Source organism: Atlantibacter subterraneus (assembly GCF_007570865.1).
Taxonomy (GTDB): Bacteria; Pseudomonadota; Gammaproteobacteria; order Enterobacterales; family Enterobacteriaceae; genus Atlantibacter; species Atlantibacter subterraneus.
This window is the reverse complement of sequence record NZ_VLPS01000012.1, coordinates 18163-33376: the sequence shown is the minus strand read 5'-3', so window position 1 is coordinate 33376 and position 15214 is coordinate 18163. Positions and strand designations below refer to the sequence as shown.

Sequence of the window (15214 nt, the reverse complement as noted above, 5' to 3'; positions counted from 1 at the left end):
CGCAAAAACCCGCGCATGGTTTCCTAAATTTTCCAAAATGGCAAACGGCAGATTAAAAAAATGTTGAGAAATAGAAAAAAAAGCGGGGGTAACGATACGGCGGAAGCACGTTCCGCCGTGAAGAGGTTATAGCTTGCCGGTGTAATGCCAGGCGAGATAGCGCAGTAAACGGAGCTGACGGGTGATACGGCTGGGCTGGGAGAGCAGACGGTACAGCCACTCCAGCCCCAGGCGCTGCCACGCTTTCGGCGCACGTTTTACATGGCCGGTGAAGACGTCATACGTGCCGCCGACCCCCATATACAGGGCATCCGGATAGATCTTACGGCAGTCGCGCATAAAAATTTCCTGGCGTGGAGAGCCCATCGCAACCGTCACGATCTGTGCACCACTATCACGGATCCGCTCAAACAGCGCCTGGCGCGCTTCCGGTGGGAAATAGCCATCCTGCTCGCCGACCACGTTGACCTGCCAACGCTGCCGCAATTGGCTAACCGTTTCGCTCAGCACCTGCGCTTTTCCGCCGATCAGAAACACCGGCGTACCCACCTGACCGGCGCGAGCCATTAAGGCTTCCCAGAGATCTGCACCTGCAACGCGGGAGATTTGCGCCTGCGGATATTTCTTGCGTATTGAACGCACAACGCTGATGCCATCCGCGTATTTATATTCCGCCGCGTCGATCAGCGCTCTGATCTCCGCATCGTCGTTGAGCGTGAGCATTTTTTCGGCGTTGATGGCAACCAGTGTTCCCTGCTTCAACCGACCCTCCGCAAAGAGATAGTTGAGAGCATGTTGCTTATCACGCCAGCCGAGCAAATTCTGCCCACGTAGGTTATAACGCGGCGCGCTATTGTCGTCAGTCATCTGCTTCCTTATCCGAGATTGTGACCGGGCGGAAAACGCCCTGATAGTGAACGGACCCTGCCACGAATCAACCCGGCACTTTCCAACATCCAGTACAGCAATTTGGCGATCAGCAAACAGGCACCGAAAATCACCATAAAAAACACCACGCGTGAAACAAACGAATCGAGGCCTTCACGAGCCAACACGATCATATTAAAGATGGCCCCAAAGCAGAAACTCTGCAAAATCGCGGACTTGTAGCGATTGGTTCCGTTAATACCTTGCTGGTAAAGCCAGTCAAACCACTTAATAATCAGCCCGACCACCACCGCCCCCAGCGGAATAAACCACACGCCGCCCATCACCACCAGCGAGCCGATCAGCGTTGGCGAAATCGCCAGTCCGGAGTGGTTGTTCAATACTTCCCAGGTAAAGTAGTTCGCTGAGTTAAGTACGATGCCTGGCCGGTCTGGCCACAGCCAGGTGGGAATAAATACGTAAAAATCGCGCGCGATGGGTGCCAGTCCCTGAAATTCGATATTGCCGTAATTCTGTAGCAGCAGCGCCAGATTCTCCCACGGCGAGAAAGTATCGCGGGTCAGATAGAGGAACGTGTAAAAAGCTTCATCGCCGCGCACATCCAGCCCATAGCGTTTCAGGGCCAGCCAGAACATCCCGACGATGCCCATCGCTCCGGCCGCTGCCAGCATCCACAGAGAAATCCAGCCACGAATAATGCCGATAAACAAAAAAATCGCGAAGGCGATAATGATATTGGCGCGCGTCCCGCCGACGATGGCATAGGTCAGCAAGCCGAACCCCACGGTGACCACCAGGAAAAACAGCCACGCCTGGACGCTCTGGCGCAGAAAATAGATCACCAGCATCGCCGGTATAAAGAAGTAGAAGAAGCGCTTCAGTGCCACGCCGGATACTTCGCTGGAAAATATCTGGCTGTAGGAGTGCAGCCGAAACAGCAAAAAGCCGTTATGCATAAAGAAGATGCCCACGCTGACCAGCGCCACCGCCATTAGCAATATCCACGTCAGTTGGGCCTCAACGCGATTCACTGAGAACAGCTGTCGCGCTGGCTCACTGCCGCGTGGCCGCAGCCGGGTTTTATAGGTCACATAATAAATCCCATAGAAACAGGCGGCGGCGAGTTGCGCCTGAAGCAGCACTTCCGCAGGCACCACGGCGACGTCAAAACGAAACACCAGCAAGGCGGTAAACGGGAAGCCGAAGAAAAAAGTCAGCAGAAACAGCAGCGAGAAGAAAATATTGAAATTGAACCGCACCCGGCGAAATTCAAACCAGGTGGTGGTGGTGATAAACAGCGTCGCCAGCAGCCAGACAATAAACAGCCCGCTAAATTGCAACAAGCTCATGATGCCTCTCCCGCCGCCACGCGTAACGCCTGATGCCAGCCGGTGATATAACCAGGCCGGAAGAAATCGATAGTTGATTTGTCTACCAGGGCAAGCTGGCGCTGCGCTTCGCGAATAACCGTGTCATTAAGTATATCGTCGGTAAACAGCACCGGCAGATGCTGTTCCGTCATATCCTGCCAGAACGGGTTCTGGCGGCTCAGCACGCAGGGAATACCCGCCTGAATCAGCAGGCACAGCGTGCCGATGCCCTGCTGACGAGCAAAGATAAAATAGCCCAGATCGCAACGTCGCAGCATGGCGAGGTAATCGTCAAATGCCATTTTATCGCGCAAAATATGCAGATTATCAGCGCTGAATAGCGCTCCCCCGGCCTGCTCGACTTCTGCGATGTAGGCCTGGTTATTCGCCGGATAGCCCATCGGCACAATCACTTCTACGCTGTCGCCAAACTGCCGGTGAACCGCCTTCAGTGCCGCAATATGTTCATTACTTCTGTCGCCGGAGTTTCCCACCAGGATGGTCAATTTACCCGTCGCTGGCGCTTTTTCCAGGGCGTTCAACGCCGGGTCCATGCGGGTCGGGAAATAGAGCAACGAGCCCGGCACCGCGGGGTTACGCTGATGAAAATAATTAAGATCGCCGCGCGTGGCAAACACGTGCCCAACGCGCTTGTGCGCCAGCCGGCGCAGAAAATAAAACAGGCGAAACTTGAGACTGCGCGACGCTTCATACAGATCGGCCCCCCAGATATGCCAGCTCACCTGTGAGGATTTTAGCCCGCCGGTCAACAACGCTATCCACAGCGGCGCATTAAACTGTCCGTGGAAGAAAAAACGCTGCGCGCGATCGTTACGCGCTAATGCGATAACCGCAGCGCTGAGCGCCTTTTTTGTGGGATAACGCTCAATGTTCAACGCGGGATACTGGCTTTGCAACGATGCATCCTGTGAGACCACCATAAAGCGTTGGGCAATCGCCCCCAGCGATGCGAGTTCGTCATTAAAATAACCCAGTACGGTGTGGTTATGGTGGGGAATATCCGACCCCAGAATATGGATTAACGGGTTCATGCTTTTCTGCGCCAGAGTAAAAATACGCCGCAACATAGGGTGAAATAGACGATATAAGTGGCCATGTAAGCCTGCGCCGCGCCCAGCGCGCCATGAGCGGGAATCAGCCAACGGGAGAACCCGATCAGCAGCGCAAACTGGCTGAGTTCAGCCAGGATATAAAAGCGCAGCGACGCTTTGGCGATCACCAGATAACCAAACACGTAAGCGCCCACTTTCAGCACATCGCCGACCAGTTGCCATGCGAACAGATCGCGCATCGCAGTAAACTTCGCCGAGAACAACAGCCAGATAGCAACATCGCGTAACAGCCAGACCGTTAAGCTCGCCGCAGCAACCGCCGGAAGCACAAACTTTAGCGAACGCAACACCTCACGGGTGATGTCCTGTTTGGCGGTTAAGCGCGACAGCGTAGGCAGCAGCCAGACGCTGAACGTGGCGGTAATAAATTGCAGGTAGGCATCGGAGATAGTGCTCACCCCTTGCCAGATACCGACTTCATCCCAGCTGTACTGGGCCGCCATCAGGTTTCGCATCATCACATACGCTACGGGCAGCGTAACCGACGTGATTAATGCCATCAGGGTAAACTTTGACAGTTGCCTGGCGAGAGGGCTGTCCCAGCGCGGCTTCAGGTAGCCCAGGGGCACGTGCTCACGCCGTTTAAGCATCCACAACGCCGGGAACACCACCAGCGCAGGCACCAGCGCCAGCCCCAGCAATGCGCCTTCGTAGCCGCCGAGTCGATAACACAGATACCAGGCGGCAACGCCAATGATGCTGCCGATAATTAGCGACAACGCATTGCCGCGCGCATCGCGAAAGCCTTTCAGGATCGCCAGCGTCAGGTTAGCCCAGGCGATACCCATCTGGATAAAAGCCACCAGCCGCACCACATTCTGGTAACGGTCGTGCCCAAACAGGCCAATGCTGATGGGCTGTGCAGCCAGCAAAAAAATGATCGCTAACAGCGTGGAGAACCCCAACACCATCGCCGACGACGTGCCGGTAACCTGCCTTAGCTGTTCAGGATCGTCATGATGCTGGGCGACCAGCTTAGTCACGCCGTTAAAAATCCCGGCCCCCGCCAGAACGCCTAACACAGTGATGAGCTGACGAAAGTTTCCTGCCTGTCCGACCCCTTCAGGGCCGAATGCCACTGCCAGCAGTTTGATGACCAGCAAACCGGCGGCAATCTTGATAAGTGTGGACGCTGCCGTCCACACTGAGGCTTTTGCAAGAGACATATCAGGCGAAGTAACTTAACAGCGAATTGATAACCGTACGCTGGTTGAAAGGTGCAAGATTGTAGAACAGCGGCAACCGCAGCAGGCGTTCGCTTTCGCGGGTGGTGTAGCGGTCTTCACCAAAGAATTCGCCAAATTTCTCGCCTGCCGGGCAGCTGTGTAGGGGGATGTAATGGAACACTGCCAGAATCTCCGCCTCTTTCAGCCAGGCGATGAGATTGCTGCGATCGTCAATATCCCGCAGTTTGATATAAAACATATGCGCGTTATGGCCACACGTGTCAGGAACAGAAGGCAACTCAATACGCCCTGTGCGCGCCAGCGGCTCAAGGGCGTCATAATAGGTTTGCCACAGCGCCAGGCGCTGCTGGTTGATGCGATCCGCCGCCTCCAGCTGCGCCCACAAATAGGCAGCCTGGAGATCTGACATCAAATAGCTCGAGCCAATATCCCGCCAGGTGTATTTATCGACCTGGCCCCGGAAGAACTGGCTGCGGTTGGTGCCTTTCTCGCGAATGATTTCCGCACGCTCAATCAGCTTCGGATCGTTAATCAGCGTCGCGCCGCCTTCGCCGCCTGCGGTGTAGTTCTTGGTTTCATGGAAACTAAAGCAGCCGATATGGCCAATGGTGCCTAACGCCCGGCCTTTATAGGTGGACATCACGCCCTGCGCCGCGTCTTCCACCACAAACAGGTTATGCTTTTTCGCGATTGCCATAATGACGTCCATTTCACAGGCGACGCCCGCGTAATGCACCGGCACGATCGCGCGAGTTTTATCGGTTATCGCCGCTTCAATCAGCGTTTCGTCGATGTTCATGGTGTCGGGACGCAAATCGACAAAGACGATATTCGCGCCACGCAGTACAAAAGCGTTGGCGGTAGAAACGAAGGTATAGCTCGGCATGATCACTTCATCGCCGGGCTGAATATCCAACAGCAGTGCCGCCATTTCCAGCGATGCGGTGCAGGACGGCGTAAGCAATACCTTGGCGCTGCCGAAGCGTTGCTCAAACCACTGCTGGCAACGACGGGTAAAGCCGCCATCACCACACAATTTGCCACTGCCCATCGCAGACTGCATGTAGTCAATTTCCGTTCCAACCACGGGCGGAGCATTAAATGGGATCATCTGTTCACCTGTATAGCCAGTACGCGGCGCTTTCCAGGGTAGCACCGCTTTGAATATAACGACGAATGGCGGCGCGATTGCCCATTTGGGTCGCCACACGCAACACGTTTGATTGACGAATTTCACACCAGTGGCGCGCGGCGTCCATCAGGATGCGCCCTGCGCCATAACCGCCCAGCAAGCCGATACGCGTCTCGCTGGCGTTAAGCTGACGCAGCGTGACAAACCCACGGATAGCGCCGTCATCCTCGCGCAATATCAGGCAGGTATGATCGAAACTGCCATTGACGGCATTCTCCACCCACTGAGCGTAAAAACGCCCGCTGGCGTCAGGCGCGTACCAGGGGGCGCGAAAACGGCTCCTGGCAAACAGCGTGGCTGCCATAGTGCGCAGAGCAGGAATATCGTCTACCCCCGCAGGCAGCAGGCCGGGATCGGTATTGCCGACGCCAACATCCAGCACAAAATCGGCTTCACCTTCTACCAGCTGAAACTGCAACTGCTGCAGAGCGTCCAGCCAGTCTGTGCGCTGCGCGGGCACTTTCGCCTGCAAACGAGACCAGGCGGTTAACTGCGTAGCATCCAGCACCGACGCGTCATCGCCCAGGCGCAGGATTGCGGTATTGATACCAAAGAACCGGCTTTCCCATTCCAGGGGATTAATACTGGCGCGGACGGGCACGAAGCAACTCCAGTAAATAACGGCCATAGCCCGTTTTTGTCAGACGTTCTGCGGCGCGCTTAACACCATCATCATCCAGCCAGCCATTGCGCCAGGCGATCTCTTCCAGGCAGGCAATCTTAAACCCCTGACGCTTTTCGACGGTTTGCACGAAGGTACTGGCCTCGATCAGGCTGTCATGAGTTCCCGTATCCAGCCAGGCAAACCCACGGCCTAACAGCTCGACAGAGAGCGAGCCTTGCTCAAGATACATCTGGTTAATAGAGGTTATTTCCAGTTCCCCACGCTCAGAAGGTTTAACCTTTTTCGCGTACTCGACCACTTTTTCATCATAAAAATAGAGACCGGTAACTGCCCAGTTAGATTTCGGGTTTTTTGGCTTTTCTTCAATGGAGAGCGCCCGGAAGTTGTCATCAAACTCGACTACGCCGAAGCGCTCAGGATCCATAACCTGATAACCAAACACCGTTGCTCCGCCATTACGGGCCGAGACCTGCCGTAGTTTAGGGCTGAACCCCTGCCCGAAAAAAATATTGTCGCCTAATACCAGGCAGGAAGGCTGTCCGTCGAGAAATTTCTCACCAATAATAAACGCCTGAGCGAGCCCGTCGGGACTGGGCTGCTCAGCATAGTGAAGGCTGATGCCAAAATCAGAACCGTCCCCCAGCAGTCGCTGGTAACTGCTTAAATCCTCTGGCGTTGTGATCAATAAAATCTCACGAATCCCCGCCAGCATCAGCACGGAGAGCGGATAGTAAATCATTGGCTTGTCATAGATGGGCAGAAGCTGCTTCGACACGCCACGCGTGATGGGATGCAGACGTGTCCCTGAACCACCCGCCAGAATGATCCCCTTCATATCGTCTCTCCTGATAGTTAGCTCTGAAGACCCAGACGCTCGCCCTGATAACTTCCGTCCAGTACTTGTTGCCACCAGGATCGATTTTGCAAATACCAGAGCACCGTTTTACGAATACCGCTTTCAAACGATTCCTGCGGACGCCAGCCCAGTTCACGCTCGATTTTACTGGCATCAATGGCATAACGCAGATCGTGGCCTGGGCGGTCTGCCACCCAGGTAATGAGATCCTGATATTGCACGACACCTTGCGGCTTTTGAGGAACCAGTTCTTCAAGCAGATCGCAAATCGTGGTGACAACATCGATATTTTTACGTTCGTTATGGCCGCCGATATTCCATGTTTCGCCAATCGCCCCCTGGGTTGCTACCTGGTAGAGCGCACGAGCATGGTCTTCTACATATAACCAATCACGGATTTGCTGCCCGTCGCCATAAACCGGCAACGGCTTACCTGCCAACCCATTCAGTATCATCAGCGGGATGAGTTTTTCCGGGAAATGATAGGGGCCATAATTATTTGAGCAATTCGTCACCAGAGTGGGCAAGCCATAAGTTCGATGCCAGGCACGGACCAGATGATCGCTACCCGCCTTCGACGCTGAATAAGGACTACTGGGCGCATAGGCCGTCGTCTCGGTAAAAAAGTCTTCGCTGCTGTGAAGGTCGCCATACACCTCATCTGTCGAAATATGATGGAAACGAAAGCGCGCTTTGCCTGATGCATCCAGTGAACTCCACCATGCGCGAGCGGCCTCAAGCAGCGTATACGTTCCTATAATATTCGTTTCGATAAAGGCTGCTGGCCCATCGATAGAGCGATCGACGTGGCTTTCCGCCGCCAGATGCATAACGATATCTGGCCGCCAGGTGGTGAATACCCGATCAAGTTCAGCTCTGTCGACGATATCGACTTTTTCAAACGCAAAACGCGGGTTATCGGCAACCGGCGCAAGGGAAGCAAGGTTGCCGGCATAGGTCAGTTTATCCACGACAACCACGCTATCGGCGGTTTCATTAATGATATGCCTGACGACGGCGGAGCCAATAAATCCCGCGCCGCCGGTAACCAGAATGCGTTTCATCGCCATACCCCTTTGGTATCGACGATCCACGTTTGCTGAACGTGACCGGCTTCAATTGCTTTAAACGGCGCATGATCGACCAGCATCACCAACACGTCGGCCTGCGCCAGCGCCTCGTCGATGGCGACCAGCTTACAGTGCGGCGCAAGGCTTTCCGGCAACTGGTGGATATTGGGTTCGACCACCAGCGTTTCGCCACTGTTCCACTGGGCGATTTGATGGGCAATCTCCATGGCCGGGCTTTCGCGCAAATCATCAATATTGGGTTTAAACGCCAGTCCAAAGCAGGCGATTTTTAGCTCACTGGCGCGCTTGCCGCTGGCAGTCAGGCAATCGGCCACGGTCGCTTTAACACGCTCAAGCACCCAAAGGGGTTTGTAATCATTGACTTCGCGGGCAGTGCGGATAAGGCGTGCCTGCTGCGGGTTCTGCGCCACAATAAACCACGGATCGACCGCAATGCAGTGCCCGCCAACGCCAGGGCCGGGCTGCAAAATATTGACGCGCGGATGGCGGTTCGCCAGGAGGATCAGTTCCCAGACGTTAATCTCCTGATCGGCGCAAATCAGCGACAGCTCGTTGGCGAAGGCGATATTCACATCGCGGAAGCTGTTTTCGGTCAGTTTGCACATTTCAGCGGTGCGGGCGTTCGTCACCACACACTCCCCTTCCAGGAAGATGTAATACAGTTCGCTGGCGCGCGCGGAGCATACTGCCGTCATCCCGCCGACCACGCGGTCGTTCTTAATCAATTCCACCATAACCTGGCCGGGCAGGACGCGTTCCGGGCAATAAGCGATGTTGATATCCGCGTCATCGCCAGCTTGTTGAGGAAAGCTGAGATCCGGGCGTAATGCCGCCAGCCACTGCGCCATTTGCTCGGTCGCGCCAACGGGCGAGGTTGACTCCAGGATCACCAGGTTGCCTTTACGCAGCACGGGGGCGATAGATTCCGCCGCAGCCTGCACATATTTCATGTCTGGCTCGTGCTCGCCTTTAAACGGCGTCGGCACGGCAATCAGAAATGCATCTGCTTCCTCGGGCTGAGTGGTGGCGCGTAAAAAGCCGCCCTCAACCGCCGCTTTCACCACGCTGCCTAATTCCGGTTCAACAATATGAATTTCACCCCGGTTGATGGTATCAACCGCACGGGAGTTAATGTCGACCCCCACAACGTGCTTCTGACGCGATGCAAAGGCAGCGGCGGTTGGCAAACCAATGTATCCCAGCCCAATTACTGAAATAGTTGAAAAACTCATAGTGTTATCCGATTATTTTTTAATGCATGCAAAATGCGAGCGCAGGCTTTTCCATCGCCATAGGGATTATGGGCCTTGCTCATAATTTGGTACTCCCTCTCGTCATGCAGAAGGCGAGACACTTCCGCAACGATACGCGTGCTGTCCGTACCAACCAGACGTACCGTGCCTGCTTTAATGGCTTCCGGACGTTCAGTGGTTTCTCGCATCACTAAGACGGGTTTACCCAGCGAGGGGGCTTCTTCCTGAATGCCGCCTGAATCCGTCAGGATTAGCCAGGCACGATCCATTAACCAGACAAACGGCAAATAATCCTGCGGTTCGATCAGCGTCACGTTATCTACCTGTCCAAGAATACGGTTCACCGGCTCGCTAACATTGGGATTCAGATGCACCGGGTAAACAATCTGTACATCCTGATTCTGACGGGCGATCTCCACTAACGCCTCGCAGATGTGCTCAAATCCCTGGCCGAAACTTTCACGGCGATGGCCCGTCACCAGGATCAATTTCTTATCGTCACGCAAAAAGGGATAGCGGGATGCCAGTTCGCGCTGGCGCGGCTCATCCGCAAGAATAGAGTCTCGCACCGAAATCAGGGCATCGATCACCGTGTTGCCGGTGACGAAAATACGTTTATCCGCCACATTTTCGCGCAGCAGATTGGCACGCGAGTTTTCAGTTGGCGCGAAGTGATACGACGCCAGATGGCCCGTTAACGTGCGATTCGCCTCTTCAGGCCAGGGTGACCAGAGATCCCCGGTACGTAATCCCGCTTCTACGTGCCCAACAGGAATACGCTGGTAAAACGCCGCCAGGCTGGTCGCCACGGTGGTGGTGGTATCCCCATGGACTAGCATCACATCGGGTTCAAAATCTTCGAGAACCGGCTTCAATCCCTCCAGTATCCGACAGGTTATCTCCGTTAATCCCTGCCCCGGTTTCATAATGTTGAGATCGTAATCCGGTACAATTGAAAACAAATGCAGTACCTGATCCAGCATCTCCCGGTGCTGTGCGGTTACACAGACCCTGGCATCGAAATACGGGTCTTTTGCCAGCGCATGTACCAGAGGCGCCATCTTGATGGCTTCCGGACGCGTGCCAAAAACGGTTAATACTTTCACAACGCTTCTCTTCCATTAAATCCGCGCGCAGCACTCTGCGCGCATTACAAAATGCTTATGCCGGACGACGACGGGCCAGGGCAACGCCTGCGCCAATGAGCGCACCTACTGCGCCCCACATAATCATCAGGAATGCTCTGCGCGGACTGTCGCGCTTCACCGGTTCTTCAGGCGTTCTCAGATACCGATAGGTTTGAAAACGGGGATCGAGCGAGGGGCCGACATTAAGCGTCGTGAGCATCGCCCTGTTTTGATCGTAGCTGATATCAAAGGAAGGCCCGACCGCCTGGAGATTTTCAAGGCGTGCCTGCAGTTTTGGACGGCCCAGCATAAACAACTCAGAATCCGGTAGTTCCTCTGCAGGCACCTGGGTTTCGCTGGTAGAAATATTGTGCTGCTGAGCGATTTTTAACGCTTCCTGCACGCTTTGCACTTTGCGGTTATAGATCGCTTTGGCTACGGCTTCCTGACGCTTAACCTGTGCCTTCATCTGGATGGTACGCGCAGCCCAGGCACCTTTCAGTTCGTCATTTAAATGGCTGGCGGCACGTTCGCTGGCAAACGCCACGTATTGACGCAGCAGGTTATTGGCATCCGGCGCGGTTTCGGCGATCAGCTTAACGCTGTCATTCAGATTGCGGGTGAAATCGCCTGGTGTGAATTGAATATTGCCGATCAGTTCATCCAACAACGCCGCATCGACTTTGCTGTTTCCGGCTTTACGCTGCTGGTAATAATCAGTCTGCAGCCAGAAATCACGGCGGGTATCCCAGGCAGCGAGCTGCATGATGAATTCTTTATACGCATCATCCATCACCGAAGGCTGCTCGACCCCGTTGGGATTCACTTTCGCATCCAGGTTACGCAGAAACTGTTGCTGGGAGTAATAGCTCCCCAACATGTTCACAGTGGGCCGATCGGTGATTGCCGTCGCGCTCCACTCCTGGCGAGCGAATATGGTGTACACCAGCGCGCCAATGATAAACAGCGCGGCAAACCCAACGATCCAGATTTTTCCCGCCCAGAACGTGCGGAACAGGCCGCGCACGTCCAGTTCATTTTCAACCATCCCCTGTTGCGTGCCTGGCAATTGCTCTTTCATCACTTCCCCAGCTTCATTTGGTTAATGTCGGGTTATTGTCATTATTTCTACGCATGCGACGCTTGATGCGCTTAATCAGACGCGCGACTTTCCACGCTCGTTTAATGCAGTACCCGTAGAGGAAAAATGCCAGCAAAAACAGTGCCAACATTACCCACTCAGGAATAAAATGCGCATATTCAGAAGCGACGCCAATGCCCGCCAGCAGTGCAGCAGCAAGCGTAATCAGCACAAAAGCCTGTCGGGAAGTAAAACCAGCGCGCATGATCAAATGATGAATGTGCTGGCGGTCGGGCGAGAAAGGGCTCATGCCGCGGCGTAAACGGCGATACATGATCGCGACCATATCCATTAACGGGATGGCGATAATCCATAGAGCAGTGACCGGGCTAATCGGATGGGTCACGCCCTGGGTGGTTTCCAGCAGGATCCAGATGACGGTGAAGCCAATGAGCGTACTGCCTGCATCGCCCATGAAAACTTTATAACGGCGACCCAACACGCCCAGATTTAACAGAATATAAGGGAGAATGGCGGCGATCATGGCGAAACACCACATCGCAAGGCTAAGTTGCCCATCGAACCATAAAATCAGTCCCATCGCGGCAAACGACACGCAGGAAAGCCCGCCGAGCAGGCCATCGATGCCATCAACCATATTGAAGGCGTTTATGGCGGCCCAGACCGCAAAAAGCGTCAGGAAATAGCCGAACGGACCGAGCACCATTTCCCAGGAGCCAAAGATATAGCCCAGGCTGCTCATATACAGCCCGCCGAACCACATCATGACAACAGCGATAATAGCCTGAATCAACGCACGAATTTTTACGCTGATATCGAAACGATCGTCCAGCGCGCCCACCAGCACCAGAACGCCGGCGCACGACAGATACAGCGCAGCGTGGGGGATATAGTAGTCAGCGATTGCAAAAGTAAAGCAGATGCCTGCAAAGACGGAGATCCCGCCCACTAAGGGGATGAGTCCCTGGTGACGCTTGCGGAAATTGGGCTTATCCACCAATCCAATTTTTTTAGCCGCCTTGCGGGCGAAAAAAAGAAAAATGGTTGTGAATAAAAAGATACCGATTAGCTCGGCACCCGAGGTAATTAAATTCACAGTGTGCGCTCTCTGCAAAAGATAAGTCCGTTGGAAGTATAACCGCGAAGTCATTGCTTCAGAAGGGCGGTTATGCGTCATCCTTGAAAGGGACTATTTATTATTCAGCAAGATAAAGATAGCCAACTCACAGAAGTCACGCGACCTTGGCAGGTAAAAAACCCTGCATCAAGAGGAAAATTCCGTATCCCAGAAACTATAATGAAAAACGCCACGACAAAGCGTGGCGTTCCCCGAGTTTTTACAACTTACGAGCGCTTCATCATGTCGAAGAAATCATCGTTAGTTTTCGTCATGGCCAGCTTGTTAATGAGGAATTCCATCGCGTCGATTTCGCCCATCGGGTGAATAATCTTACGCAGGATCCACATTTTCTGCAGCTCTTCTTGCGTGGTGAGCAGCTCTTCTTTACGGGTACCGGAGCGGTTGTAATCAATCGCCGGGAACACGCGTTTTTCCGCAATCTTACGAGACAGGTGCAGTTCCATGTTGCCTGTACCTTTAAACTCTTCGTAGATAACTTCGTCCATTTTGGAGCCGGTATCAATCAGCGCAGTCGCGATGATGGTCAGGCTACCGCCCTCTTCCACGTTACGTGCAGCACCGAAGAAACGCTTCGGACGATGCAAGGCGTTGGCGTCCACACCACCGGTCAATACTTTACCGGAAGCCGGTACCACGGTGTTGTAGGCGCGCGCCAGACGGGTAATGGAGTCGAGCAGAATGATCACGTCTTTCTTATGCTCAACCAGGCGCTTGGCCTTCTCGATCACCATTTCGGCAACCTGAACGTGACGGGAAGCCGGTTCGTCGAAGGTTGACGCAACCACTTCACCTTTCACCAGACGCTGCATCTCGGTTACTTCTTCCGGACGTTCGTCGATCAGCAACACCATCAGCACACAGTCAGGATGGTTGTAAGCGATGCTCTGGGCAATGTTCTGCAGCAGCATGGTTTTACCGGCTTTCGGCGGTGCCACAATCAGACCACGCTGGCCGCGGCCAATCGGCGATGCCAGATCCAGTACGCGCGCGGTTAAATCCTCAGTTGAGCCGTTGCCGCGCTCCATACGCAAACGGGAGTTCGCGTGCAGCGGGGTAAGGTTTTCGAACAGGATTTTGTTACGGGCGTTTTCTGGTTTGTCGTAGTTGACTTCGTTAACTTTCAGCAGCGCAAAGTAACGCTCGCCTTCTTTCGGCGGACGAATCTTACCGGAGATGGTATCCCCTGTGCGGAGGTTGAAACGGCGGATTTGGCTGGGAGAAACGTAGATGTCATCGGGACCGGCAAGGTAGGAGCTGTCTGCGGAACGGAGGAAACCAAATCCGTCCTGCAATATCTCCAGCACACCGTCGCCAAAGATATCTTCGCCACTCTTCGCGTGTTGCTTCAGGATGGCAAAAATAATGTCCTGTTTGCGCATACGGGCCAGGTTTTCCAGCCCCATATTTTCGCCGAGAGTAATCAGCTCAGAAACCGGCGTATTCTTTAATTCGGTAAGATTCATAATGGTGGGTTCTTAAACTCGGGGTAAATCTCGAACTTAATGTTGTGAATGGTATGGCAGGAACATCCATGCCTGTTAACGGCCTTCATCTCATGTCTGTTCGTGGCCTGGTTGCAGGAAAGAACGCAGAACTGAAACGACGAGACGGAATGAATGATGAGCCCGGATAATAATTACTTCACGCGGGCTTAAAGGCAGTCTGTCTTTTAGCACCGGGAAGTATTGGGTATTACAAGATTTAAACTATAAGGCAAGTTCAAACAGCAGTTGATAAACAACTTAGCACGACTATCGCCGGGCGTCCAGCGGTCCGAAGTTTTTCGGACCCTGCACGCGCCGGCTAAGAGGCGATTACGCCAGGTTAGCGTCCAGAAACTCTTTCAGCTGACCTTTAGACAACGCACCCACTTTGGTCGCCGCCACTTCGCCATTTTTGAACAGCAGCAGCGTAGGGATGCCGCGAATACCGTATTTCGGCGCGGTGCCCGGGTTTTGGTCAATGTTCAGCTTGGCAATAGTCAATTTGCCCTGATATTCATCAGCGATTTCATCCAGAATCGGCGCAATCATTTTACAAGGGCCGCACCACTCTGCCCAGAAATCAACAAGAATCAACCCGTCCGCTTTAAGTACATCCGTGTCAAAACTGTCATCGGTCAGGTGAATAATTTTATCGCTCATGTTTTACTCCACAAGATTAGGCCTGGCGTGTTGGTGTAGCATTAACCAACATTAGGTTGACTTTATTTCACCGGATACGCTTTCGTAAAGCAATAGTTAGCTGAT

General features: G+C 53.8%; 14 protein-coding genes. All 14 read right to left on the bottom strand.

Annotation, left to right across the window (positions count from 1 at the left end; all coding sequences use genetic code 11):
• Nucleotides 1–126 precede the first annotated feature (126 nt).
• Complete coding sequence (wecG, locus tag FND52_RS21015) at nucleotides 127–867, bottom strand: lipopolysaccharide N-acetylmannosaminouronosyltransferase (protein WP_144133110.1); 741 nt, start codon at nucleotides 865–867, stop codon at nucleotides 127–129.
• Between the two features lie 8 nt (nucleotides 868–875).
• Nucleotides 876–2237 carry an ECA oligosaccharide polymerase gene (wzyE, locus tag FND52_RS21010; protein WP_125295448.1) on the bottom strand — a complete coding sequence of 454 codons (1362 nt, stop codon included), beginning with the start codon at nucleotides 2235–2237 and terminating at the stop codon, nucleotides 876–878.
• Nucleotides 2234–3310, bottom strand: coding sequence for a TDP-N-acetylfucosamine:lipid II N-acetylfucosaminyltransferase (locus tag FND52_RS21005; RefSeq protein ID WP_144133108.1), 1077 nt, complete (start codon nucleotides 3308–3310; stop codon nucleotides 2234–2236). Before FND52_RS21005 ends, wzyE begins: the two co-directional genes overlap by 4 nt.
• Nucleotides 3307–4557 (bottom strand): lipid III flippase WzxE, encoded by a 1251-nt coding sequence (wzxE, locus tag FND52_RS21000; protein ID WP_144133106.1) that lies wholly within the window; start codon nucleotides 4555–4557, stop codon nucleotides 3307–3309. The genes FND52_RS21005 and wzxE overlap by 4 nt, the downstream gene beginning before the upstream one ends.
• 1 nt (nucleotide 4558) lies before the next feature.
• On the bottom strand, nucleotides 4559–5689 hold the full coding sequence (rffA, locus tag FND52_RS20995) for a dTDP-4-amino-4,6-dideoxygalactose transaminase (protein WP_125295445.1): 1131 nt from the start codon (nucleotides 5687–5689) through the stop codon (nucleotides 4559–4561).
• A gap of 4 nt (nucleotides 5690–5693) precedes the next feature.
• Complete coding sequence (rffC, locus tag FND52_RS20990; RefSeq protein WP_144133104.1) at nucleotides 5694–6371, bottom strand: dTDP-4-amino-4,6-dideoxy-D-galactose acyltransferase; 678 nt, start codon at nucleotides 6369–6371, stop codon at nucleotides 5694–5696.
• Nucleotides 6349–7230: a glucose-1-phosphate thymidylyltransferase RfbA gene (gene rfbA / locus FND52_RS20985; protein WP_125295443.1), complete on the bottom strand. Its 882-nt coding sequence runs from the start codon at nucleotides 7228–7230 to the stop codon at nucleotides 6349–6351. The genes rffC and rfbA overlap by 23 nt, the downstream gene beginning before the upstream one ends.
• A gap of 17 nt (nucleotides 7231–7247) precedes the next feature.
• A complete protein-coding gene (rffG, locus tag FND52_RS20980; protein ID WP_144133102.1) occupies nucleotides 7248–8315 on the bottom strand; it encodes a dTDP-glucose 4,6-dehydratase in 1068 nt (355 codons plus the stop codon).
• Nucleotides 8312–9574, bottom strand: a complete 1263-nt coding sequence (gene wecC / locus FND52_RS20975) for a UDP-N-acetyl-D-mannosamine dehydrogenase (protein WP_144133100.1) — start codon at nucleotides 9572–9574, stop codon at nucleotides 8312–8314. Before wecC ends, rffG begins: the two co-directional genes overlap by 4 nt.
• Complete coding sequence (gene wecB / locus FND52_RS20970; protein ID WP_144133098.1) at nucleotides 9571–10701, bottom strand: non-hydrolyzing UDP-N-acetylglucosamine 2-epimerase; 1131 nt, start codon at nucleotides 10699–10701, stop codon at nucleotides 9571–9573. Before wecB ends, wecC begins: the two co-directional genes overlap by 4 nt.
• Before the next feature lie 55 nt (nucleotides 10702–10756).
• Entirely contained in the window at nucleotides 10757–11803 is a 1047-nt protein-coding gene (wzzE, locus tag FND52_RS20965) for an ECA polysaccharide chain length modulation protein (protein ID WP_125295439.1), read from the bottom strand.
• 13 nt (nucleotides 11804–11816) lie between these two features.
• Nucleotides 11817–12920, bottom strand: coding sequence for a UDP-N-acetylglucosamine--undecaprenyl-phosphate N-acetylglucosaminephosphotransferase (wecA, locus tag FND52_RS20960; protein ID WP_125295438.1), 1104 nt, complete (start codon nucleotides 12918–12920; stop codon nucleotides 11817–11819).
• 248 nt (nucleotides 12921–13168) lie between these two features.
• Entirely contained in the window at nucleotides 13169–14428 is a 1260-nt protein-coding gene (gene rho / locus FND52_RS20955) for a transcription termination factor Rho (protein ID WP_002437993.1), read from the bottom strand.
• Between the two features lie 351 nt (nucleotides 14429–14779).
• Nucleotides 14780–15109 (bottom strand): thioredoxin TrxA, encoded by a 330-nt coding sequence (gene trxA / locus FND52_RS20950; protein WP_002437994.1) that lies wholly within the window; start codon nucleotides 15107–15109, stop codon nucleotides 14780–14782.
• Between the last annotated feature and the right edge of the window lie 105 nt (nucleotides 15110–15214).

Bases quoted from the DNA above. Each gene is read 5' to 3' on its own strand.
- FND52_RS21005 (WP_144133108.1), bottom strand. From the start codon at position 3,310: ATGAACCCGTTAATCCATATTCTGGGGTCGGATATTCCCCACCATAAC.
- rfbA (WP_125295443.1), bottom strand. From the start codon at position 7,230: ATGAAGGGGATCATTCTGGCGGGTGGTTCAGGGACACGTCTGCATCCC.
- wecC (WP_144133100.1), bottom strand. From the start codon at position 9,574: ATGAGTTTTTCAACTATTTCAGTAATTGGGCTGGGATACATTGGTTTG.
- rffG (WP_144133102.1), bottom strand. From the start codon at position 8,315: ATGAAACGCATTCTGGTTACCGGCGGCGCGGGATTTATTGGCTCCGCC.
- wzxE (WP_144133106.1), bottom strand. From the start codon at position 4,557: ATGTCTCTTGCAAAAGCCTCAGTGTGGACGGCAGCGTCCACACTTATC.
- wecG (WP_144133110.1), bottom strand. From the start codon at position 867: ATGACTGACGACAATAGCGCGCCGCGTTATAACCTACGTGGGCAGAAT.
- wzzE (WP_125295439.1), bottom strand. From the start codon at position 11,803: ATGAAAGAGCAATTGCCAGGCACGCAACAGGGGATGGTTGAAAATGAA.
- rffA (WP_125295445.1), bottom strand. From the start codon at position 5,689: ATGATCCCATTTAATGCTCCGCCCGTGGTTGGAACGGAAATTGACTAC.
- wzyE (WP_125295448.1), bottom strand. From the start codon at position 2,237: ATGAGCTTGTTGCAATTTAGCGGGCTGTTTATTGTCTGGCTGCTGGCG.
- trxA (WP_002437994.1), bottom strand. From the start codon at position 15,109: ATGAGCGATAAAATTATTCACCTGACCGATGACAGTTTTGACACGGAT.
- rho (WP_002437993.1), bottom strand. From the start codon at position 14,428: ATGAATCTTACCGAATTAAAGAATACGCCGGTTTCTGAGCTGATTACT.